We start from the raw sequence: 19,524 nt of genomic DNA on the forward strand, positions 1-19,524 counted from the left end.
GAGCGCGCCGTTCAAGGGGCACGAGATCCGTCCCAGCGGGAGACCTCCATGGCGCAGCACGTCCATTTCGACGACTTCGACCGGATGATCAACGTCGGCCACGCTGAGCGTCTGGCCTCGCTGGTCGGCGGCGGCATCCTTGCGGTGCTCGGCATCCGCCGGCCGACCATCGGCGGCGCGGTCATGGCGCTGGCCGGCGGCGCGCTGGTGGCGCGCGGCCTGACCGGCTATTGCCCGGCGTACGGCCTGATGGAGGGCTGGCGCCGCCCCGATCCCGCCATTCCCGCCCAGGACGTCGAGGAGGGCACCCACCCGTACTCCCGTAATCCTGGCGACATCTACGGCGACGCCGACGAGCGGGTGGACGAGGCGTCCGAGGAATCCTTCCCGGCCAGCGATCCGCCGTCCTTCTCCCCCGGCACGACCTGAACGCACTGCGTCGTTTCGCGAATTACCCAAAACTTGTCAATTTTGTTGCAGTATTCGTGCGTTGCACGTCTTGACTATCTGCTGTATGCTGCGCCGCACAAACGTAACGCTGCGGGTGGGGAGGAAGGACGGGCCGGCGGTATGCTTGCATGAGTACTTTTTCATGTAAGGATGCGATGCGCGGAACGACCATCCAGTCAGCGGCCTGACGGCAATCCCCGACTTTCCAGATGGGACACTTCTGATGACCACCATGATTCCTGCGGCCGCCAGCCTGGCCGGCAAGAAGGGCCTGATCCTCGGCATCGCCAACGACCAGTCGATCGCCTGGGGCTGCGCCAAGGCGTTCAGGGCGCTGGGTGCCGACCTGGCGATCAGCTACCTGAACGACAAGGCCAAGCCGCACGTCGAGCCGCTGGCCCGCGAGGTCGAGGCCGAGATCTTCGAGCCGGTGGACGTCACCGGCGAAGGCCAGCTGAAGGCCATGTTCGAGAAGATCGAGCAGAAGTGGGGCAAGCTCGACTTCGCGCTGCACTCCATCGCCTTCGCCCCGCGCGAGGATCTGCACGGCCGCGTCGTCGACTGCTCGCGCGACGGCTTCTCGGCGGCGATGGACGTGTCCTGCCACTCGTTCATCCGCATGGCCCGCTACGCCGAGCCGCTGATGAAGGACGGCGGCACGCTGTTCACCATGTCGTACTTCGGCTCGCAGCGCGTGATCGAGAACTACGGCGTCATGGGGCCGGTGAAGGCCGCTCTGGAAGCCAGCGTTCGCTATCTGGCGTCCGAGCTGGGCCCGAAGGGCATCCGCGTGCACGCCATTTCCCCCGGCCCGATCAAGACGCGCGCCGCGTCGGGCATCGCCCACTTTGACGAGCTGATGGCCAAGGCCGCCGACCGTGCGCCCGAGCAGCGCCTGGTCACCATCGACGAGGTCGGCTACACCACGGCCTTTCTCGCCACCGACGGCGCCAAGGGCATCACCGGCGCCACGACCTACGTGGACTGCGGCTACTCCATCGTCGGTTGACCGCGGGGTTGCACCCGGAAAGGGGCGGAAGCGTCAGCTTCCGCCCCTTTTGCGTGTGGGATTGGGTGCGTCAAATTGCCGTGCGCCCGCATGATTCCTTCTGTGCCGCGCTGCACCGCACGCATAATCCGGCCAGTGGATGCCCGTGAAAAGGGGTGGGCGCCAAGTCCGGAGGCGGTATGGGTGCGATAGCGTGGCGGCGCCAGCTCAGTGTTGGGCAACCGTCCATCGACGATGATCACAGGCACCTGATCGAGTACCTGAATGAGCTGGACGCCGCGCTGAACGCGCGGGTCTATATGCCGGCGCGCGTCGCCAAGACGCTGATGAAGCTGCTGGAATACACGCACCAGCATTTCCAGCGCGAAGAGAAGATCATGGAGAAGGTGCACTTCCCGAAGATGGAGGAGCACAAGCGCCGCCACGCCGACGCCGTGAAGGCGATCGGCGATCTCTCCAACGTCTTCGCCAAGGAACCGACCCGCGCCAACGGCGAGCGGATCTACGCCTTCACCGCCGACTGGCTGGTGAACCACATCATCATGGAAGACACGCAGATCGCGCCGTACGTGCGGGGCGTGTGGGTCTGACTACACCGCCACCCGCGCCGCCCGCGTCCGCTCGCGGGCCCACTCCGCGATGGCGCCCAGCAGGCGCTCGATCAGCGGGCGTACATCCCCGGCCAGATCGTCGCGGTAGCGGAAAGGCGGCGCCTCGTCCATGTACGTGCGCTGGCTGAGCTCGAGCTGGACGGCGTGGATTCCCTCGTCCGGCTTGCCGTACGCGCGGGTGATGTAGCCGCCCTTGAAGCGGCCGTTCAGCACCGAGCTGTACGTGCCGGTCGCCGCCAGCACGTTCATCAGCCGGCCGACCAGCTTCGGCGCGGCGGTGGCGCCGTCGGCGGTGCCGAGGTTGAAATCGGTCAGCGTGCCCTGGAAGAAGCGCGGCACCTCGGACCGGATCGAGTGCGCGTCGAACAGCACGGCGACGCCGAAGCGGTCGCGCAGCGCCTGCAACTCGCGCTGCAGCGTCTCGTGGTAGGGGCGCCAGTAGGTGTCGATGCGGCGCTGCACCTCGGCAACGTCGGGCTCGTGGCCGGGGCGGTAGAGCGGCTGATGGTCGAAGGTGCTCAGCGGGCACAGCTCGGTGTTGTCGGCGCCGGCGTACAGCGCCGCCCCGGCCGGGTCGCGGTTGAGGTCGATCACATAGCGCGAGCACGTCGCCTTCAGGAAGCCGATGCCGAGCGCCGGGGCGAAATGGTACAGGCGGTCCAGGTGCCAGTCGGTGTCCGGCGTGGCCAGGGCCGCCTCGGTCATGCCGGCGGCGGCGTCCGGCGGGATGGCCGTGCCGACGTGCGGGATGCTCAGCAGGATCGGAGTTTCACCCGGCTGGAAGCGGAAGGTTTCCATCGAAACACCCTGGGGAGCCGTGTCGGCGCGCGGCAGTCATGCTGCGACGCACAACGACTATGGCGGCGGACACCGCCGTCGTCAAATCGAATTACGATTTTATTACATTTGCTAAGGAAGTTCTACGATGGGGAGTCGTTCGGTTCGTCCGCGTCCAGATCGTCGCTTTCGGCGACGTGATCGACCATATCGGACAGCACCCGGCGGATGTGCTCGTCGGTGATCAGGTAATAGACGCGGTTGCCGCGCCGCTCCGCCTGGATCAGGCGGCCGGCGCGCAACAGGCGCAGGTGGTGGCTGACCAGCGAGGGCGACAGGCCCAGCGCCGTGGCCATGTCGCCGACCGAGGTCGGCGTCTCCAGGCAGGCCAGGATGATGCGCAGCCGGCTGGGGTCACTCATCAGGCGGAACATGTCCGCCAGTTCGGCGGTCTGGTCCTCGCTGACGCGCGCCAGCGCGGGTTTCGCGTTCGGCATGAAACGGGCTCCGGAAAGTCGCAAGGGCTGGAGATATGGCCATCATGCCGGTCCGGCGCGTCGGCGTCACCCCACCTTTGCCTTGGCGCTCCCGTTGGTGGGGGTGGGCGGAGGGGAGTTGACGGCCGGGCGGGAGTTGGGAACAATTCGCCGCAAATCAGAAGAAGGCCGCAAACGGCCGCTGCGGATCTACCGCACCGGGAGGAAACCATGACGACGCGTCGCCAGGTCTTGTTGCCTTTGGCGTTGGCGCCGATCGCCGGGATGGCCGTGTGGGCCGGCGGCGCGGCGGAGCCGACGCATCCCGCGGGCCGCTTCCATCTCGCCCTCGATGAATTCACCGCGCTGTGGCGCGACCTCGCTGGCGTCCGTCTGGCCGGCGCCGCCGCGATCCCGCAGTTCCCGGACGCCGTCGCGGCGCTGGACGGGAGGACGGTCACCCTGCGCGGCTTCATGGTGTCGCTGACCGAGGGCGGGCCGCAGCGCCGCTTCATCCTCGCCGCCAACCCGGTCGGCTGCCCGGCGTGCGAGCGCCCCGGACCGGCCTCCATGCTGCACGTCCACGCCAGGGTCCCGGCGCCGGAAACGCGCAACGCCGTCATCGTGTCGGGCACGCTGCGCCTCAACCCCCACGAAGGGCTGTTCTACCGGCTGGAGCAGGCGACCGTCCGATACGCCTAATCGAACAGCAGGCCGCGGCCGGTCCGCTGCAGCGGCTCGCGGCCGGCGATCGAGGCCACCAGTTCGCCCATGCCGGCGAAGCGGCGGTTGCTGCGGGCCATCACAAGCCCCGCCACGCCGGCGCGCAGCGGGGTGCGCGCTTGTGCCAGGTCGGCGGCGGTGGGGTCGACGATCTCCGCCACCAGATCGCCCGGCGCCACCCGTTCGCCCACCACGCGGTGGAAGGCGATGACGCCGGGGCGCGGGGCGGTCAGCCGCTCCAGACCGGCCAGCGGCGTCGCCTCGCACGCCGGGGGCGGCGGCGCAGCTTCGCCGGCCACCACGCCGCGGCGAACCAGGACGCGCAGCAAGGCGCGCGCGTCCGCCTCCGCCAGCGTGTCCGACACGTCTGCCTTGCCGCGCAGCTCCACGGTGGCGGCGGCGCAGCCGGGCGGAACCGGAGTTTCGGAGCCGAAGCGTCCGGCCAGATGCCGCCACGGGCCGGAGCACGCCTCGTCGAACGGCGTGCCGCCGGAGTCCCGCTCCAGCAGCACCGCTTCGCAGCCCAACTCCCCGGCCACGTCGGACAGCGCCGGCCACAGGGCTTCGCCGGTGTAGAGGTGCGGCACCGCCTCCTGGTCGCAGTGCAGGTCGAGCACGAGGTCGGCGTCGAGCGCCAGCCCGAGCAGCGCGTGGCGCAGCGCCGCCACCTCGGTCACCGGCGTCAACCCGGCGTGCGCCGCGTGCAAGGCGGCGCGCACCAGCCGGACGTTCTCCACCGGGTCGCCGCCGAGCGCGCCGGTCAGCCGCTCGGCCGCCGCGTCGGTCAGGTCGGGGAACTGCCGGTTGAAGTTGCCGCCGCCGTCGAGGGCGTAGCGGCCCACATGCGTGCCCTCCACGACCTGGGCGAGGCCCACCGGGTTGGCCACCGGCACGACGACCACCTCGCCGGTCACCGTGGCCTTGCGCAACAGGCGGATCAGGTGGTGCGCCACCAGCATGCCCGGCGTCTCGTCGGCGTGCAGCGCCGCCTGCAGGTACGCCTTGGGTCGGGCGCCCGGCGTGCCGAAGCGGTGCACCGCCAATACCCGTCGCGTGCCCAGCCGCGCGCAGGGGAGGGGGATTTCCTCGACCATGGGGCATCTCCGGTGCAGCCTCGCGTCAGCAGATAGCGCGGCTTGGGCCGTCCGTCGAGTGTGGTGTTATAACTATATTGTATTTGAATTAAAATCGCTTCGCTGCCAATGTTTGGACCCTTAGACGTCTCCTCGGATGCGTGGTGAGGGCAAAAGGCCATGCCGCTGGACACCTACGAAATCACGGACGGACGCTCCGACCTCGGACCAGGGCCGGGAGCAGCGCCGCCGGCCGCTCCGCTGATCGTCATCGCCGACGCGGAGGGCCGCAACGTCTACGCCGACGCCGCTGTCCGGGCCTACACCGGGCTGAGCGGCGAGGCGCTGAAGGGGCACGGCTGGCTGGACGTGCTGCACCCCGACGACCAGGCGCGCGCGGCGGCGACCTGGGCGCGGGCCGTGGCGTCCGGCGGGCGGTACGAGGCCGACTACCGATACCGGCGCCACGACGGCGCGTACCGCTGGTTCCACGCCAAGGCGATCTGCGACCGCGACGCGTCCGGCCGGATCTGCCGCTGGTTCATCGTGTCCGAAGAAATTCCGGAACGGTGCAGAGTCTGAGTTGCTCTCGCCCCGGTTGCGGGGGCGTGGCATGCTGCCGGCATGGACCTCACGGCGACAGGACGCGGCGCGGCGCTGTTCGGGGCGCTGGCGCTCTATGGGATGCTCAGCGCGCCGGCGCCGGCGGAGGTGCGCGTGGTGGAGGCCGGCATCGGCGCGCTGCTGCTTGCCGCGCTGGGCTGGCGCAGGCCCTGCGCGGTGGTGAGTGGCCACGCGCTGCGTGCACCGGCACTGCCGGGATGGGAAGCGGTCGGGGTGTTGTCCTTCGCGTGGCTGCTGTGGGCGCCGCTGGTGCGCGGGCTGACGTTGGGGTGGGAGCCGGCGGCGGTGCTGCGCGACGTGGTGCCGCTCGGCTACCTGTTCCTGCCGGTGCTGCTGGTGCCGCTGCTGCGTCGGGGCGACGGGCGGGCGGAGCGGTTGCTGGCGGCAGGGCTGGCCCTGGCCGGCGTGCTGTTCGCCCTGCGCTGGTGGCGGCAGGCGGAGTGGGGCTTCGGCGCGGTCGGCGTGCGCGCGATGGCGGACGGGTTGCGCTACTTCCTGAACGCACCCTCGGTGCTGTTCGCCGCGGTGGCTCTGCCGATGGCGGCGCTCGGACTGGCGGCGCGCGGCGGCTGGGCGCGCCGGCTCGGCGCCGGGGTGCTGCTGGTGCCGGCGGCGCTGTGCCTGGGCGCCTTGGCCGGGGCGGTGCACCGCATGGCGCTGGGGCTGGCTTTGATCGGGTTCCTGGTCACCGTGCCCTGGTGGTGGCGCCGGGCGCCGCGGATGGTGCTGGTCATGGCGGCGCTGTCCGGCGTGGCGCTGCTGCTGCTCGGCGACACGCTGGCGGGGGCGCTGGCGCAGGTGGCGGAGAAGAACCGGCTGGCCGGCACCAACGCCCGTATCGAGGAGGCCGCGGCGGTGCTGGAGCAGGTCGGCCGCTCGGCCGAGGCGTTCCTGTTCGGCGACGGCTGGGGCGCGCTGATCGCCAACCCGGCGGTCGGCGGCTGGCGCGTGGCGTACACGCACACGCTGGCGAGCTACACGCTGTTCAAGACCGGGGCGCTGGGCCTGATGGCGCTCGCCGCCTACCTCGCGGCGCTGGCGCCGTCGGCGTGGCGGTTGCTGCGGTCCGACCCGCCGCTGGCGGTGTCGGTGCTGGCACCGCTTGCGATGGCGCTCGGCGCGCACACCAGCTTCAAGTATCTCGATTGCGGGCTTCTGCTCACCTTGATGGTTGTTGCCTCGGAAAAAACCCGCGAAGCGCCAAGTCGGAACGGATTTGCTGACGCTTAGCGTGTGGTGCATACTTTCGAATGCAATCGCTTCGAAGGTCCTGCGCGTTGCCCGAGCCGCCCTCGATCCTCTTCATCAACCGCGTCTTCCCGCCCGACCGCGGAGCCAGCGGGCGCTGCCTCGCCGATCTGGCCGGACGGGCCGCGTGCGCTGGCTGGCGCGTCACCGTGCTGACCGATGGCGCCGGCCCGGCGGAAGCGCCGCGTGGCGTCGCCGTGGTGCGTGCCGGCGGGCGGGGGGAGGACCGTCCGGGTGTGCGCGGCTATCTGGCGGCGCTGGCCCGGCTGACAGTGCGCGCCCTGGCGCTGCCGCGGCACGACGTGGTGGTCACCATGACCGACCCGCCGCTGTTGGCCTTGGCCGGGCCGCTGCTGGCGGTGCGGCACGGGGCGGCGGTGCACTGGTGCCATGACCTGTTTCCCGCGCTGCTGCCGGTGCTTGGCGTCCGCCTGCCGCGTGCGATGCGGTGGGTGCTTGAGGGCGCCATGGCTGCGGCGCTGCGGCGCCATGCGCGGGTCATCGCCATCGGCCGCTGCATGGCCGGGCGTCTGCGCGCGCTGGGCGTGGCGGAGCCGGCGGTGGTGCCGAACTGGGCCGATACCGCCATCCGGCCGCTGCCGCGCGCGGCGTCCGCCTTGCGCGCGCGACTGGGGCTGGGAGAGCGCTTCACCGTCGCCTACGCCGGCAATTTCGGGCTGGCCCACCCGTTGGGGGCGCTGCTCGCCGCCGCCGCGGAGCTTCCGGAGGTGGCGTTCCTGCTGGTCGGCGACGGTCGGGGGCATCCGGCGGTGGCCGAGGCAGCCAAGCGCCTGGACAACGTGCAGGTTCTGCCGTTCCAGCCGGCCGGGCGCCTGTCCGACACGCTGGCCGCCGCCGATCTCCACGTCGCCGCCATGGACCCGCGGGCCGGGGGATTGCTGGTGCCGTGCAAGATATACGGCGCGCTCGCAGCGGGGCGGCCCTGCCTGTTCCTGGGACCAGCGGACAGCGAGGCGGCGCGTCTGCTGACGGAGCAGGGCTGTGGTGACGTGCTCGACCCCGGCGAGGCCAGGGGCGTCGCCGGGGCGATCCGCGCCTACGCCGCCGACCCGGCGCGTTGCGCGGTGGAAAGCGCGCGGGCGCTGACCGCGGCGCAGGCGTGGGACGCCGATGCGGCGGCGGCGCGCTTCCTGGCGCTGGCGGCGGCGGCGCGCCCGGCGCCGTGCGCGTCGGCGCCCGCCTGGGGGCCCAGGCATGGTTGAGGTGTCGCGGCCCTTCGTCGGCGAGACGGGCGGCCTGGGCGTGCTGGCGGGTACGCTGCGCTCCGGCTGGCGGTTCGCCCTGGCCTGCGGGCTGGCGGCGCTCTTGTTGGCGGTGCTGGGCCTGCGGCTGGTGCCGGCGCAGCATACCGCGAGCATGGTCGTCGGCCCGACGGCGCGCACCGGCGTTGCCGCCATGGGGCCGCGCATGCCGGTGCATGGCGCCGACGGCGCCTTCGGCCTCGCCGAGCCGGGCACCGGGGAGGAGACGCTGTCGGATTTCAGCCGCTTCCTGGAACTGCTCGGTTCGGTGCCGGTGGCGGCGCGGCTGATGGCCGATCCGGCGCTGGCGCCGCGCCTGTTCCCCGAGCGCTGGGACGGTACCGGCTGGGCGGCGCCCTCCGGCGCCGGAGCGGCGCTGAAGCGGCTGGCGCTTGGTCTCGCCGGCCGTGAGGACTGGCTGGAGCCGGACGCCGAGGCGGTCGCCGCCCGGCTGCGCCGCATGCTGGTGGTGGCGCCGGTGGGCACCAGCCCGATGCGGCGGCTGTCGCTGCGCCACCCCGACCGCGCCTTCGCGCTCGAACTGCTCGGCCGCCTCGCGGCGGCGGCGGACGCGCACCTGCGGGCCGAGGCGAGCCGGCGCAGCGCCGCCCAGGTGGCGCACGTCCGCGCCAAGCTCGCCACCGTCACCCAGGCCGATCACCGCCGCCCCCTGGTCGATCTGCTGGCCGAGCAGGAGCGCGTCTCCCTGCTGATCGAGGTGGACCTGCCCTTCGCCGCCGACCCGATCCAGCCGCCCGCGGCGGCACGCCAGCCGGACTGGCCCGACCCGCTGGTGGTTTTGCCGGGGGCGCTGGCCGGCGGGCTTGCGTTGGGCGCGTTCCTGGCGACCTATCGGGCGGTACGGCGCGGATGATACCGATTTCCGTGATCACTATGACGCTCGACGAGGCCGAGAACCTGCCGCACTGCCTCGCCGCGCTGAAGCGTTTCGCGCAGGTGTTCGTGGTGGACTCCGGCAGCACCGACGGGACGGTCGCCATCGCCGAGGCGTGGGGCGCCACCGTCGTGCCGTTCCGCTGGAACGGGCGCTATCCGAAGAAGAAGCAATGGTGCCTGGATAGTCTGCCCTTCGCGCACGACTGGGTGCTGTACGTGGACGCCGACGAGCGGCTGACTCCGGCGCTGGTCGATGAACTGGCCGCGCTGATGGCCTCCGGCCCGACGTGTGCGGGCTATGTCGTCGAGGGGCGGCCGGTGTTCCTCGGCAAGGTCCTGCGCTTCGGGGCCGGGAACGCCAAGCTGGCTCTGCTCGACCGCCGCCGCGCGCGCTTCCCGGAGGTGCCGGATCTCGACGTGGCCTCCATGTGGGAGGTGGAGGGGCACTACCAGCCGCTGGTGGACGGTCCGGTCGGCCGTTTGACCGGGCGCCTGCTGCACGCCGACGGCAAGCCACTGGCGGCGTGGTTCGACCGCCACAACCGCTATTCCGACTGGGAGGCGGCGTTGCGCGCCGACGGCCGCATGGCGGCGCTGATCGCGCTGGACAGCCCGCGGCGGCGGGCGCTGAAGCGGCTGCTGCACGCGATGCCGCTGCGCCCGCTCGCGGTCTTCCTGCACGGCTACGCGCTGAAGCTGGGCTTTCTCGACGGGGCGGCGGGCCTGCATTACGCGCTGGCCCGCGCCTTCTATTACTGGCAGGTGGGCGTCAAAACGCGTCAGGCCGCTTCGCTGCTGGCCTCGCGGTCGCCGCCCAGCGCCTTGACGAGGTCGAAGGTGCGCTTGCGCACCGACGCGTCGTCGATGCGGTAGTAGGCGCGCACCAGTTCCAGCGTCTCGCGCCGGGCCATGGAGTCGAACTCCTCGGTCTCGCTGGGCGGCATCTCGGCGGCGCTGGGCTTGGCTCCGGCCTGCGGCATGTCGTCGAAGAAGAAGCTGACCGGCACCTCCAGCACCTGCGACAGGTTGAACAGCCGGCTGGCGCTGATGCGGTTGGAGCCGCGCTCGTACTTCTGCAACTGCTGGAAGGTGATGCCCACCGCCTCGCCCAGCTTCTCCTGGCTGAGGCCGAGCAGCGTCCGGCGCAGGCGCAGGCGCGCGCCGACGTGCACGTCGATGGGATTGGGGCCTTCGCCGCGCCGGGACAGGGTGTGGGGGGATGCGAGCTTGGTCTTGGTTGCGGTCATGGCGGGGCTCTCGGGCTGGGTTCAGGCGTCGGGTCGGCTGGCGGGGTCGGCTGGCGGCCCTGACGGTAAGTCCTGAAACCAAATTTTATGCAACCTCCTGTCGGCATCAACAATATATCCGCACGGACCCGGGGTGGAGGCTATAAACGAAACGAAATGTCCAGGGGGCGGAAACGGCCTAGCGAATACAGAGTTGGCAGGTGCCGTTTCATTGCCGCCGCGCAACATTGTGTTGCCGTGATTGCGGCACAAAGCAACCGACCGGTGCCGAGCAGTTCCCGGCGCACCCGCGTCTGGTCGTCGCGCCCGATCGCGGCGTGGCGCTGCGACACCCCGCCGGGGGCGAACACGCACACCGGAAAGTCGAGCCGCGACACCCGTTCCGAGCGTTCCAGAGCCCGCAACGTGAAGGCGTAGTCGGCGCCCACCGAGTAGCGCGACTCGAAGCGCAGCCCGGCCACCGTGGTCCGGCGGTAGGCCATCGCCTGATGGTGGGTGAACATGCCGTAGAAGGCGAAGCGGTGCGACCGCGCCGGCTTGAGACTCAGCCGGCCATCCGCCCCGCGTTCCAGCGCGTCGCCGTACAGCAGGTCGCCGTCCGCCGCGGCGAGGCGTCCCAGCACCTCCGTCCCGGCCAGCGTGTCGCCGGCGTTGAGGAACAGCACGTGCTCGCCGCGGGCGGCGTCCAGCCCGACGTTCATGGCGTCGTAGAGCCCGCCGTCGGGGGCGGAGCGCCACCACGCCGGCTCGTCGGCGTGCGCGGCTAGCCACGCGGCGGTGCCGTCGGTGGAGGCGCCGTCCACGACGATCCACTCCCATCCGCCGAAGCGCTGCGCCCGCAGGCTGTCCCGCGTCGCCAGCAGGCCGGCGAGGTCGTTGCGCACCACGGTGACGACGGAGATCCGGGTCATCGCGAGATCACCGAGACGGAGGCGGCGGTGATCGCCAGGCTGGACAGGATGCTGCCGACGTTCTTGCTCAGCTCCAGCCAGTCGAACGGCTTGGGATCGCGCGGCACCACGACGACCGAGCCGGGCGGCACGGCGGTCACCGTGTGGTTCCAGGCGGAGATCGCCAGCGGCTGCGCCCGGCCGTCGGGCAGGATGAGGTAGGCGCGCCCCTCGTCGGCCTCGCGCGTCGTGCCGCCGGCCTCGCGGATGTAGTCCTCCGGCGTCTTGCCGGTGCGGAACTGCAGCGCGGCCGGGCGCAGCACCTCGCCGGCCACGGCGACGCTCAGCGGGCGCTTGGGGATCAGGATGCGGTCGTCGGATTCCAGCAGCACGTTCAGCTCCGGGCGCTGCTTCAGCACCGCCGGGTCGGCCTCGACGACGATGCGGCCCAGCGGCTCGGTGCCGCGCAGCTCGGCCACCAGCTGGCGGGTGTGCGCGGCGTCGTCGGGATTGACCGTGTCGCCCCTGGCCTTGGCGCGGACCAGCGCGCGCTCGATGGCGCGGGCGTCCTGCTCGAACTCCTCCTTCTGGCGGCGGCGTTCGCCGGCTCGGGTGAAGAGGGTGCCGGCCGGGTAGGCTTCCTCGGTCAGGCCGCCGGCCCGGTCGATCAGCGAGGCCAGCGTCTCGTTGCGGGTGACGTCGTACGATCCGGGGCGGCGAACCGCGCCGGCGATGGTGACGGCGCGGCTCTCCAGCGCCGCCGGCGCGGCGTTGACGCGGATGGCGTCGCCGGCCGCAACGGTCTGCCGCCCGGTTCCGGGACGGATGAGGTCGATGAGGCGCCGCTGCGCCGCGGCAGTCACCTCCACCGCCGACAGGTCGGCGCCGGCCGTGGCGCCGTCGGCGGCGTCGATCAGCGCCTCGATCGCGGTCGGCCCCGCCACCGGGTAGGCGCCCGGCCGCAGCACGGCACCGCGCACCTGCACGACGCGCTCCAGGAACAGGGCGGCGATCGCCGGATCGACGGGCTCGCCGCCCACCGGAGCGGCGGCGGGCAAGGGAGGAGGCGGCTCCGCCGCGGGGGCGCCCGGCGGGGCCGCGGCGACCGGGGCGGCGGGAGCGCGTGGATCGCCGGTGGCCGGCGCGACCAGGGCGCGCACCCGCTCGGCGCTCAGCAGGTGGATGCGGTCGTGGTCGGCCAGATGCCGGTCGAAGCGCCCGGCGGCGACCTCCTGCGGCGAAAAGGCGATGAGCTGGCGGGCCAGCGTGCGGCGGTCGTGCCGTTCGATCACGCCCAACAGCGGGTAGACGCCGGGCTGCATCGCCTCGCCGTCGGCGAGCGCGCGGCGCAGCGACGACGCGGCGTGCAGCGGCCGCACGCCGGGGTGGCGGACGTGGCCGATCAGTTCGACGCGCGGCTCGTCGGATTCCAGGATGCCGCCGCGCGGGGCGGAGGCGCCGCCCATCGCCACCGCCGGCCGCGCCGCGGGGTAGAAGCCCGGCCGCGGCACGCCGCTGCGCACCAGCGTGGCGTGGCCGAGCGCGAAGGCCAGCAGGTCGGGGTGCTCGTCGAACACCGGCGGGCAGGGGGCGGTGCTGCCGGTCATCGTGGCCGCGGCGCGCGCCTGCGGGCCGCGGGCCAGGGTGCCCTGCGGCTCGGCCGCCAGCGTGCGGGCCAGCACCTCCAGGCCGCGGCAGGCGCCGGCCGGCGGCTTGCCGCCGCGCAGCAGCGCGAGCACCGGTTCGGAGGTCAGGAAGTCCACGTCCTCCGCCCCCAGCACGATCAACGTGTCGCCCTCGGCGAGGCGGGGATCGCTCTCGCCGTCGAGCACCGCGGCGAGGTCGATGGGGCGCAGCGTCCGCGCCCGGCTGCGCGGGTCGGTGGCGGCGAGCGCGGCGAAGGGCAGGTAGGGCTCCGGCCGCAGGTCCTCGGCGCGCACGAGGCCGCGCAGCGAGCGCGCCTTGGCCAGCTCGCGCGGGCCGGGGCGGTGCACGTGCCCCTCCAGCCGCACGGTGTTGCGGCGGTTCTCCTGGCGTGGGGTGAGCAGCAGCAGGTCGCCGTCGCCGAACAGCGGCATCTCCGCGTCGGCCACCTCCTCGCCGCGCTCGGCGCCGTCCGCGCCGATGGCGAGGCGCAACGCCCGCGCCGGGCCGGGCCGCACCGGGCCACCAGCGAGATCGCCCATTTCCGCCAGCGTCAGGCGGGGGCGGTCGGCGGCCAGCTCGTAGATTCCCGGCCGCTTGACCGCGCCGGCCACCGCCAAGGTGGGGCCGAGCGGCGGCACCAGGATGCGGTCGCCATCGCGCAGCCGCTCGTCGGCCGCCCCGCCGCCGCCGGGCATCAGCAGGCGGTAGAGGTCGATGCCGCGCTCGCCGCCGCCGGGGCTGACCAGGCGGATGCTGCGCAGGGAGCCGTCCGCGGTGACGCCGCCGGCCGCGGTCAGCGCGTCCAGCACGGTGGCGAAGGCGGTCAGCTCGACGCGCCCCGGCCGCCGCACCGGGCCGAGCACGAAGACGCCGATCCGCCGCACCTCGGCCAGCGAGACGAACACCTCCACGTCCAGGTGCGCGGCCGACATGGCGGCCTGCACCTCCTCGCGCAGTTCGGCCAGCGTGCGGCCGGCGGCGGTGACCGGGCGCAGGTCCTCCAGCAGCAGGCGCCCCTCGGCGTCGATGACCACCCGCTTGCTGGCGGTCTTCTGGCCGCGCAGCATCACCGCCAGCGTGTCGCCGGTGCCCAGCCGGTAGTCGGCCTGCACGGCGCCCAGCGTCGCTATCCCGCCGGGCGTGTCCGGCAGCTGGTCGTAGCCGAAGGCCCGCAACGGGCCCCCGGCGCGGGCGGAGAAGGAAGCCTCGACCGGCGACTGGGCGTGCGGCGACGGCCGCGCCGGCTCAGCGGCCAGCGCAACGTGTGCCCATGGGATCAGCGCCGCCATCAGCGCCAGCCGGACGAGCCTCCTGCACGCAATAGATATCATGCATGAAAGACCACGCGGAGCGACGCCGGTGCGGGGTCGCGATCATGAATACATTTGCGTGTGTTTATGCGGAACGCAACACGTTTGCACCCCGCCCCCGCCGCGTTGCCGCTGCTGCGCGATGGTGGTAGAATGAGCCATTGTTGGTGTGGAGGGTCCAAGGATGGACATTCCGCGGATTGGCTACGGCGCCCTGTACCGGCCGCCCCAGGCGGGCTTTGGCCGAACGGCGGATGGTGCCCAGGAGACGGCGGGGACACCGCCCGATACCAACGCCACCGGCACCAAGGCGTCACCGCAGCAGGCAACCGGCGGTCCCAAGGCGCCCGGCGCCCCGCTCAGCGACGACGAGCAGAAGCAGGTCGACAAGCTCAAGGCCGTCGACACCAAGGTGCGCCAGCACGAGGCCGCGCATCAGGCGGCCGGCGGCGCCCTGGCCGGCGGTGCCACCTTCTCCTACACCAAGGGACCGGACGGCCGCAGCTACGCCACCGGCGGCGAGGTGCCGGTCCGCGCGCCCGCCGCCCGCTCGCCCGAAGCCGCCATCCAACAGGCGCAGCAGATCAAGGCCGCCGCCCTGGCGCCGGCCGAGCCGTCGGGGCAGGACCTGGCGGTCGCCGCCTCGGCGGACGCCGCCCTGGTCCAGGCGCACCGCCAGCTGAACGCCTCCGCGGACCCTTCCGCGACCGATCGGACCGATGCGACGCCGGGCAGCGGCGAGCAGAGCGGGACCGCGCCCGGCGGCGAGCGGCCGTCCACGACCGCCGGCGCGCGGAACGAGCCGGCGCCCGGCCTGCCGACCTTCCCGGCGCCGGGGGCCGAAGCGGCGGCCATCCCGGCGCTGGTGGCGCGGGGTGTGGCCGCCTACGGCGCCGCCGCCCGGATCAGCGCCGCGCCCCGCAGCGCCGCGGCGCTGTTCGCGTAGCCCCGGTTACCGCCGCGTCTGCCCGTCGAGGGTCAGCAACGGCCCGTAGAACTCCGGCCGGCGGTCGCGGAAGACGCCCCACGCGGCGCGCTGGCGCGCCACCGCGTCCAGGTCGAAGCTGGCGGTCAGCACCGTCTGGCTCTCCCGGTCGGCCTGCGCGACCAACTCCCCGGTCGGGCCGGCGATGAAGGACGAGCCGTAGAAGGTTATGCCGCAGCTCTCCGCGTCCTCGCGGCCGACGCGGTTGGAGGCGATCAGCGGCACCAGGTTGGCGCCGGCGTGGCCCTGCATCACCCGCGTCCAATGGTCGCGGCTGTCCAGCGAGGCGTCCTGCGGCTCCGACCCGATGGCGGTCGGGTAGAACAGCAGTTCCGCTCCCTTCAGCGCCATGATGCGCGCTCCCTCCGGGAACCACTGGTCCCAGCAGATCGCCGTGCCGATGGTGGCGTAGCGCGTCTTGTAGACCTGGAAACCGGTATCGCCGGGGCTGAAATAGTATTTTTCCTGGTATCCGGGGCCGTCCGGGATGTGCGACTTGCGATACACGCCGAGCACCCGCCCGTCGGCGTCGATGACGGCCAGCGAGTTGTAGAAGGCGGTGTTCGCCCGCTCGAAGAAGCTGACCGGCAGCACCACGCCCAGTTCGGCCGCCAGCGCGCTCATCCGCGCCAGCACCGGGTGGTCCTCGGCGGGGGCGGCGAGGTCGAACAGCTCCGGCTTCTGGTCCTTGCAGAAGTAGGGGGTCTCGAACAGCTCCTGCAGCAGCACGATCTGCGCGCCGCGGCCGGCGGCCTCGCGCACCAGCGCCTCCGCGCGCTCCACGTTGGCGGCGCGATCCCAGGTGCAGGCCATCTGCGTGGCCGCCACGGTCACGGTCCTCATCTTTTTCGGTACTCCCTCTCGGCACAACAGGCAATCAACGAACCCGTCCAGGCAAAATACCGGGCGGAATGTGTCAGAAACAACCGCTCTTGCATACCTGGATATGACGATCCTCTGCACCCTTGCGGGCCGAAATAGTCGGTCGCATACTTGCGTATACAGAACCGGCCGGCGGCCAAGCTCTGGTTGGAGTGCGGCGCGGGTGCATCGGGGCGTGGCATATCATTGCATGCACACGCGGCATACTGCGCTTTTGCTTTGCGCTTTTGGGCAAAACGATTATGATTGGTAAAAATTCAACCTGTCGTTCGGGCCCCGAATGAGCTGGGGTGCCGCCGGCGACTGCGGAAAGATTGTTTGGATGCACGGTCCTTTCAAGAGGTACGGAGCAGCGCTGGCCTTGGCATCGAGCAGCAACGGAATCGTCGCCGACCAGATCGACGCGAACCTGTCGCACGCCGTCCGCGACGTCCACCGGGCGTTCTCGCGGGCACTGCAGTCGCGCATCGCGTCGCACGGCGTCAGCATGGGGCAGTGGTTCTTCCTGCGCGCACTGTGGGAGGAGGACGGGCTGACCCAGCGCGAACTGAGCCAGCGCGTCGGCATGATGGAGCCGACCACCGTCACCGCGCTCAACACCATGGAACACAAGGGGCTGGTCGAGCGGGTCCGCAACGTCCACGACCGCCGCAAGGTCAACATCTTCCTGACCGCCCGCGGCCGTGCGCTGAAGGAAGTGCTGCTGAACTGCGCCGGTGAAGTGAACGACCAGGCGGTGCGCGGCATCCCGGCCGAGGATCTGCGCCGCACCATGGAGGTGCTGTGCCGCATCTCCGCCAACTTGGGCGGCACCGGCCTGCTGGGCGACGATCTGGACTGACGCCGTCACGCCGTTCCAAATGAAAAGGGCCGCTCCTTCGGAGCGGCCCTTTCTCGTGTTTGCGGTCGTACCTTAGATCTTGCTGGCCGTGGCGACCACCGCCTCGGTCCGCTGGCCGGCGCCGAGCGGCGCGGTGGACACCGGGGGCGTGCCGGCGTCCGCCTCCGCCTTCAGGCGCTTGGCCATGCGGCGCTTCTGGATGCGGTGCGCCAGGAACACCATGCTGAACATGAAGACGAAGACGCCGAGCATGGCGAGCGTGAAGTACGGCGCCACCTGGTCCAGCACCGGGCGCAGCGCCGTGCCGAGCAGGTAGCCGCCGCCGCAGAAGCCGATCGCCCAGACGCCGGCCGCGATGAAGTTCAGCATCAGGAAGCGGTACCAGGGCAGGTGGCTCATGCCCATGGCGAAGCTGGCGAAGTTGCGCACGCCGTAGATCCAGCGGAAGCTGAGGATGAACACGGTGTCGTAGCGCTTCAGGAAGTCGTCGGCGGTGTTCACGTGGCGCTGCCAGCTCGGGAAGCGGCGCAGCAGCCGGGGGCCGAACAGGCGGCCGATGTAGAAGTAGGTCTGGTCGCCGCAGAAGCTGCCGAGCCACGCGCAGGCGAGCAGAAGCGGACCATCGAGGAGACCCTGCGCCACCAGCACGCCCGCGTAGATCACGAAGGTCTCGCCCTCGATGAACGTCCACAGGAAGGTGACGACGTAGAACCAGGTGCCGTAGTCGGCGACCAGGCTTTGCAGATATTCGAGATCCATGGGTGCTCTTGTGTCCTCGTGCTGCCGCCTATGCCGTAGATCCCCGGCGGAAACCCTCCGCCGGTCCTGGCGCGCGGATCCTGGCACGTCGGCAATGACGCCTGCACGGGCCGCTCTCCCGAACGCTTGCCTCCCGACCGGCCGACCGTTCTGCGTGTCGGCTCATTCCATCTGTTCCGGTTTTGCCATACCTGGGTATCCCAGGCAGCCGGCGCAATGGAATGATGACACAAGACTCAAGGCCCTGTCGCGCTCGCTTTGAGCGAAGGTGGTTATACCACTTGTCATAGGGTTCGGGTGGACACTTTCGGAGACTTGGGCCCCGACTGTGCCCCCCGCATCAGTCGTCGGGGTCGGGGGCGGGCGGCAGGCTGGCGCCGGTCAGGTTGGCGCCGGTGAACCTGGCGTCGCGGATGTTCGCGTCGGTCAGGATGGCGCCGGTCAGGTCGGCGCCGCTGAAATCGCACCCCGCCAGATTGGCGCCGCGCAGGTTGGCGCGCACCAGCGAGGCGTTGACGAACTGGCAGCCGATCAGGTTGGCCGCCCACAGGCGCCCTGTCGGCTTGCCGTCCGGCCCCTTGATGTCGACCCAGCCGATGCCGGCGCCGTCGAGGCGGGCGCCGCTGAAGTCGCTGCCGCGCAGGTTGGCGCCGTCCAGGATGGCGCCGGTGAAGTCGGCGTCGCGCAGGTCGGCCTCGGAGATCTCGCACATGATGAGCAGGCTGTCGCGCATCTTGGCGCCCGCCAGTTGGGCGCCCTTCAGGCTGGCGCCGCTGAGGTTCACCCCGTGCAGGTCGATGTGGGCGAGGTCGGCGCCGTTCAGGTCGGCGCGCCCCCCCATGGCGCCGTTGGTGTTGATCCAGGTGTAGTGGTTGCTCAGCGCTTCCTGGATGTGCAGCGAGAAGTTCTCGGCCGAGCGGGCCATGTTGGCGCCGGTGGTGTCGGCGCCGGCGAGGTCCGCGCCCTCCAGCTTGGCGCCTTGCAGGTCGGCGTTGCGCAGATTGGCGCCGGCCAGCACCGCGCCGGTCAGGTTGGCGTCGCGCAGCACCGCGCCGTTGAGGTTGACCCCCGACAGGTTGCAGCCGCGCATATCGGCGCGCGTCAGGTTGCAGGTCTTCATCTGCGCGCGCAGCAGCGTGGCGCCGGTCAACAGCGCGCCCTCGCAGTCGGCGCCGTTCATGCTGACGTCGGTGAGGTCGGCGCCGGACAGGTTGGCGTTCGACATCATGGCGTCGTCGAGGTCGCTGCCGGACAGGTCTGAGCGCACGAAGTCCACGCCCTTGCCCTTGCCGCTTCCGCCGCCGCCGCCGTACAGCAGGGCGCCGCCGCGCAGGTCGGCTTCCTTCAGGATGGCGCGCTTCAGCTTGGCGCCGCGCAGGTGCGCGCCGCGCAGGTCGGCCCGGTACAGGTTGGTGCCGGACATGTCGGCCTTGGTCAGGTGGGCGGCGAACAGGTCGGCGTGGCTGAGGTTGGCGTTGGAGAGGTCGCTGTGCGTGAGGTTGGCGCCGGAGAGCTTGCCCGACGTCAGGTCAACGCCGGACAGGTTGGCGCCCTCGAGGTTGGCCATGGTCAGGTTGGCGCGGCTGCCGCCCTGCTTGTTCTTCAGCCAGCGCTCGTGCTTTTCGAGCACGGCGACCAACTCGTGAGGCGTCATGGCCCGGCCCGTTGCGTGCGCCGCGGTGCCGGAGGCGTCGCGGCTGGTTGCTTCCGATGTTGGACAGCTTCTTAAAAGATAATGGCGCAATCGTTAAGGAGTTTCACCGTCCTCCGCACGGACCGTCCCGTCGGGAACCGATCGGGCGCGCCGGGGTTC

Annotated in this window: 20 protein-coding genes; 11 read left to right on the forward strand and 9 right to left on the reverse strand. The window is 71.5% G+C overall.

Features of this window, described 5'->3' with window-relative positions; genetic code table 11:
• Nucleotides 1-48 precede the first annotated feature (48 nt).
• From ACRWK7_RS10685 to ACRWK7_RS10695, 3 genes are all read left to right on the forward strand, one after another.
• Nucleotides 49-429: a YgaP family membrane protein gene (locus ACRWK7_RS10685; RefSeq protein WP_431856189.1), complete on the forward strand. Its 381-nt coding sequence runs from the start codon at nucleotides 49-51 to the stop codon at nucleotides 427-429.
• Between the two features lie 244 nt (nucleotides 430-673).
• Nucleotides 674-1,459, forward strand: coding sequence for an enoyl-ACP reductase FabI (gene fabI / locus ACRWK7_RS10690; protein ID WP_431856190.1), 786 nt, complete (start codon nucleotides 674-676; stop codon nucleotides 1,457-1,459).
• A 179-nt stretch (nucleotides 1,460-1,638) separates the two neighbouring features.
• Entirely contained in the window at nucleotides 1,639-2,049 is a 411-nt protein-coding gene (locus ACRWK7_RS10695; protein ID WP_431856191.1) for a bacteriohemerythrin, read from the forward strand.
• Here ACRWK7_RS10695 and hutG read toward each other — a convergent pair whose 3' ends face one another.
• Together hutG and ACRWK7_RS10705 are read right to left on the reverse strand one after the other, a co-directional pair.
• Entirely contained in the window at nucleotides 2,050-2,868 is an 819-nt protein-coding gene (gene hutG, locus ACRWK7_RS10700; RefSeq protein WP_431856192.1) for an N-formylglutamate deformylase, read from the reverse strand.
• 122 nt (nucleotides 2,869-2,990) lie between these two features.
• A complete protein-coding gene (locus tag ACRWK7_RS10705; protein ID WP_431856193.1) occupies nucleotides 2,991-3,344 on the reverse strand; it encodes an ArsR/SmtB family transcription factor in 354 nt (117 codons plus the stop codon).
• Between the two features lie 210 nt (nucleotides 3,345-3,554).
• On the opposite strand from ACRWK7_RS10705, the gene ACRWK7_RS10710 reads away from it, so the two are divergent.
• A complete protein-coding gene (locus ACRWK7_RS10710; RefSeq protein ID WP_431856194.1) occupies nucleotides 3,555-4,025 on the forward strand; it encodes a hypothetical protein in 471 nt (156 codons plus the stop codon).
• On the opposite strand, the gene ACRWK7_RS10715 is transcribed toward ACRWK7_RS10710, so the two are convergent.
• A complete protein-coding gene (locus tag ACRWK7_RS10715; protein WP_431856195.1) occupies nucleotides 4,022-5,140 on the reverse strand; it encodes a succinylglutamate desuccinylase/aspartoacylase family protein in 1,119 nt (372 codons plus the stop codon). The genes ACRWK7_RS10710 and ACRWK7_RS10715 overlap by 4 nt on opposite strands.
• Nucleotides 5,141-5,299: 159 nt before the next feature.
• Here ACRWK7_RS10715 and ACRWK7_RS10720 point away from each other — a divergent pair, with 159 nt between their 5' ends.
• The 5 genes from ACRWK7_RS10720 to ACRWK7_RS10740 are packed head-to-tail and all read left to right on the forward strand — an operon-like array spanning nucleotide 5,300 to nucleotide 10,023.
• Nucleotides 5,300-5,701 carry a PAS domain-containing protein gene (locus ACRWK7_RS10720; protein ID WP_431856196.1) on the forward strand — a complete coding sequence of 134 codons (402 nt, stop codon included), beginning with the start codon at nucleotides 5,300-5,302 and terminating at the stop codon, nucleotides 5,699-5,701.
• A 42-nt stretch (nucleotides 5,702-5,743) separates the two neighbouring features.
• Entirely contained in the window at nucleotides 5,744-6,973 is a 1,230-nt protein-coding gene (locus tag ACRWK7_RS10725; RefSeq protein ID WP_431856197.1) for a hypothetical protein, read from the forward strand.
• 47 nt (nucleotides 6,974-7,020) lie between these two features.
• A complete protein-coding gene (locus tag ACRWK7_RS10730; RefSeq protein ID WP_431856198.1) occupies nucleotides 7,021-8,214 on the forward strand; it encodes a glycosyltransferase in 1,194 nt (397 codons plus the stop codon).
• Nucleotides 8,207-9,127: a hypothetical protein gene (locus ACRWK7_RS10735; RefSeq protein ID WP_431856199.1), complete on the forward strand. Its 921-nt coding sequence runs from the start codon at nucleotides 8,207-8,209 to the stop codon at nucleotides 9,125-9,127. Before ACRWK7_RS10730 ends, ACRWK7_RS10735 begins: the two co-directional genes overlap by 8 nt.
• A 20-nt stretch (nucleotides 9,128-9,147) precedes the next feature.
• The gene (locus ACRWK7_RS10740) at nucleotides 9,148-10,023 is read left to right on the forward strand and encodes a glycosyltransferase family 2 protein (protein WP_431856272.1); all 876 of its coding nucleotides are present in this window, start codon (nucleotides 9,148-9,150) and stop codon (nucleotides 10,021-10,023) included.
• Here ACRWK7_RS10740 and ACRWK7_RS10745 read toward each other — a convergent pair.
• The 3 genes from ACRWK7_RS10745 to ACRWK7_RS10755 all read right to left on the reverse strand — a co-directional run bounded on the left by ACRWK7_RS10745 (nucleotide 9,930) and on the right by ACRWK7_RS10755 (nucleotide 14,223).
• Nucleotides 9,930-10,397, reverse strand: coding sequence for a helix-turn-helix domain-containing protein (locus ACRWK7_RS10745; RefSeq protein ID WP_431856200.1), 468 nt, complete (start codon nucleotides 10,395-10,397; stop codon nucleotides 9,930-9,932). The genes ACRWK7_RS10740 and ACRWK7_RS10745 overlap by 94 nt on opposite strands.
• A gap of 140 nt (nucleotides 10,398-10,537) precedes the next feature.
• Complete coding sequence (locus ACRWK7_RS10750) at nucleotides 10,538-11,308, reverse strand: glycosyltransferase family 2 protein (RefSeq protein ID WP_431856201.1); 771 nt, start codon at nucleotides 11,306-11,308, stop codon at nucleotides 10,538-10,540.
• Nucleotides 11,305-14,223, reverse strand: a complete 2,919-nt coding sequence (locus tag ACRWK7_RS10755; protein WP_431856202.1) for an SLBB domain-containing protein — start codon at nucleotides 14,221-14,223, stop codon at nucleotides 11,305-11,307. The genes ACRWK7_RS10750 and ACRWK7_RS10755 overlap by 4 nt, the downstream gene beginning before the upstream one ends.
• A 205-nt stretch (nucleotides 14,224-14,428) precedes the next feature.
• Between ACRWK7_RS10755 and ACRWK7_RS10760 the strand changes: the two genes are divergently transcribed.
• Nucleotides 14,429-15,190, forward strand: coding sequence for a putative metalloprotease CJM1_0395 family protein (locus tag ACRWK7_RS10760; RefSeq protein WP_431856203.1), 762 nt, complete (start codon nucleotides 14,429-14,431; stop codon nucleotides 15,188-15,190).
• 6 nt (nucleotides 15,191-15,196) lie between these two features.
• Here the strand turns inward: ACRWK7_RS10760 and aguB are convergent, their stop codons facing one another.
• Nucleotides 15,197-16,072 (reverse strand): N-carbamoylputrescine amidase, encoded by an 876-nt coding sequence (aguB, locus tag ACRWK7_RS10765; protein WP_431856204.1) that lies wholly within the window; start codon nucleotides 16,070-16,072, stop codon nucleotides 15,197-15,199.
• 400 nt (nucleotides 16,073-16,472) lie between these two features.
• On the opposite strand from aguB, the gene ACRWK7_RS10770 reads away from it, so the two are divergent.
• The gene (locus tag ACRWK7_RS10770; protein ID WP_431856205.1) at nucleotides 16,473-16,952 is read left to right on the forward strand and encodes a MarR family winged helix-turn-helix transcriptional regulator; all 480 of its coding nucleotides are present in this window, start codon (nucleotides 16,473-16,475) and stop codon (nucleotides 16,950-16,952) included.
• Nucleotides 16,953-17,024: 72 nt separating this feature from the next.
• Here the strand turns inward: ACRWK7_RS10770 and ACRWK7_RS10775 are convergent, their stop codons facing one another.
• Together ACRWK7_RS10775 and ACRWK7_RS10780 are read right to left on the reverse strand one after the other, a co-directional pair.
• A complete protein-coding gene (locus ACRWK7_RS10775) occupies nucleotides 17,025-17,711 on the reverse strand; it encodes a DedA family protein (RefSeq protein ID WP_431856206.1) in 687 nt (228 codons plus the stop codon).
• A 340-nt stretch (nucleotides 17,712-18,051) separates the two neighbouring features.
• Nucleotides 18,052-19,365 carry a pentapeptide repeat-containing protein gene (locus ACRWK7_RS10780; protein ID WP_431856207.1) on the reverse strand — a complete coding sequence of 438 codons (1,314 nt, stop codon included), beginning with the start codon at nucleotides 19,363-19,365 and terminating at the stop codon, nucleotides 18,052-18,054.
• Nucleotides 19,366-19,524: the final 159 nt, after the last annotated feature.

It is taken from the genome of Azospirillum sp., assembly GCF_050789165.1.

Bases quoted from the DNA above. Each gene is read 5' to 3' on its own strand.
- ACRWK7_RS10685 (WP_431856189.1), top strand. From the start codon at position 49: ATGGCGCAGCACGTCCATTTCGACGACTTCGACCGGATGATCAACGTC.
- fabI (WP_431856190.1), top strand. From the start codon at position 674: ATGACCACCATGATTCCTGCGGCCGCCAGCCTGGCCGGCAAGAAGGGC.
- ACRWK7_RS10695 (WP_431856191.1), top strand. From the start codon at position 1,639: ATGGGTGCGATAGCGTGGCGGCGCCAGCTCAGTGTTGGGCAACCGTCC.
- hutG (WP_431856192.1), bottom strand. From the start codon at position 2,868: ATGGAAACCTTCCGCTTCCAGCCGGGTGAAACTCCGATCCTGCTGAGC.
- ACRWK7_RS10705 (WP_431856193.1), bottom strand. From the start codon at position 3,344: ATGCCGAACGCGAAACCCGCGCTGGCGCGCGTCAGCGAGGACCAGACC.
- ACRWK7_RS10710 (WP_431856194.1), top strand. From the start codon at position 3,555: ATGACGACGCGTCGCCAGGTCTTGTTGCCTTTGGCGTTGGCGCCGATC.
- ACRWK7_RS10715 (WP_431856195.1), bottom strand. From the start codon at position 5,140: ATGGTCGAGGAAATCCCCCTCCCCTGCGCGCGGCTGGGCACGCGACGG.
- ACRWK7_RS10720 (WP_431856196.1), top strand. From the start codon at position 5,300: ATGCCGCTGGACACCTACGAAATCACGGACGGACGCTCCGACCTCGGA.
- ACRWK7_RS10725 (WP_431856197.1), top strand. From the start codon at position 5,744: ATGGACCTCACGGCGACAGGACGCGGCGCGGCGCTGTTCGGGGCGCTG.
- ACRWK7_RS10735 (WP_431856199.1), top strand. From the start codon at position 8,207: ATGGTTGAGGTGTCGCGGCCCTTCGTCGGCGAGACGGGCGGCCTGGGC.
- ACRWK7_RS10740 (WP_431856272.1), top strand. From the start codon at position 9,148: ATGACGCTCGACGAGGCCGAGAACCTGCCGCACTGCCTCGCCGCGCTG.
- ACRWK7_RS10745 (WP_431856200.1), bottom strand. From the start codon at position 10,397: ATGACCGCAACCAAGACCAAGCTCGCATCCCCCCACACCCTGTCCCGG.
- ACRWK7_RS10750 (WP_431856201.1), bottom strand. From the start codon at position 11,308: ATGACCCGGATCTCCGTCGTCACCGTGGTGCGCAACGACCTCGCCGGC.
- ACRWK7_RS10755 (WP_431856202.1), bottom strand. From the start codon at position 14,223: ATGGCGGCGCTGATCCCATGGGCACACGTTGCGCTGGCCGCTGAGCCG.
- ACRWK7_RS10760 (WP_431856203.1), top strand. From the start codon at position 14,429: ATGGACATTCCGCGGATTGGCTACGGCGCCCTGTACCGGCCGCCCCAG.
- aguB (WP_431856204.1), bottom strand. From the start codon at position 16,072: ATGAGGACCGTGACCGTGGCGGCCACGCAGATGGCCTGCACCTGGGAT.
- ACRWK7_RS10775 (WP_431856206.1), bottom strand. From the start codon at position 17,711: ATGGATCTCGAATATCTGCAAAGCCTGGTCGCCGACTACGGCACCTGG.
- ACRWK7_RS10780 (WP_431856207.1), bottom strand. From the start codon at position 19,365: ATGACGCCTCACGAGTTGGTCGCCGTGCTCGAAAAGCACGAGCGCTGG.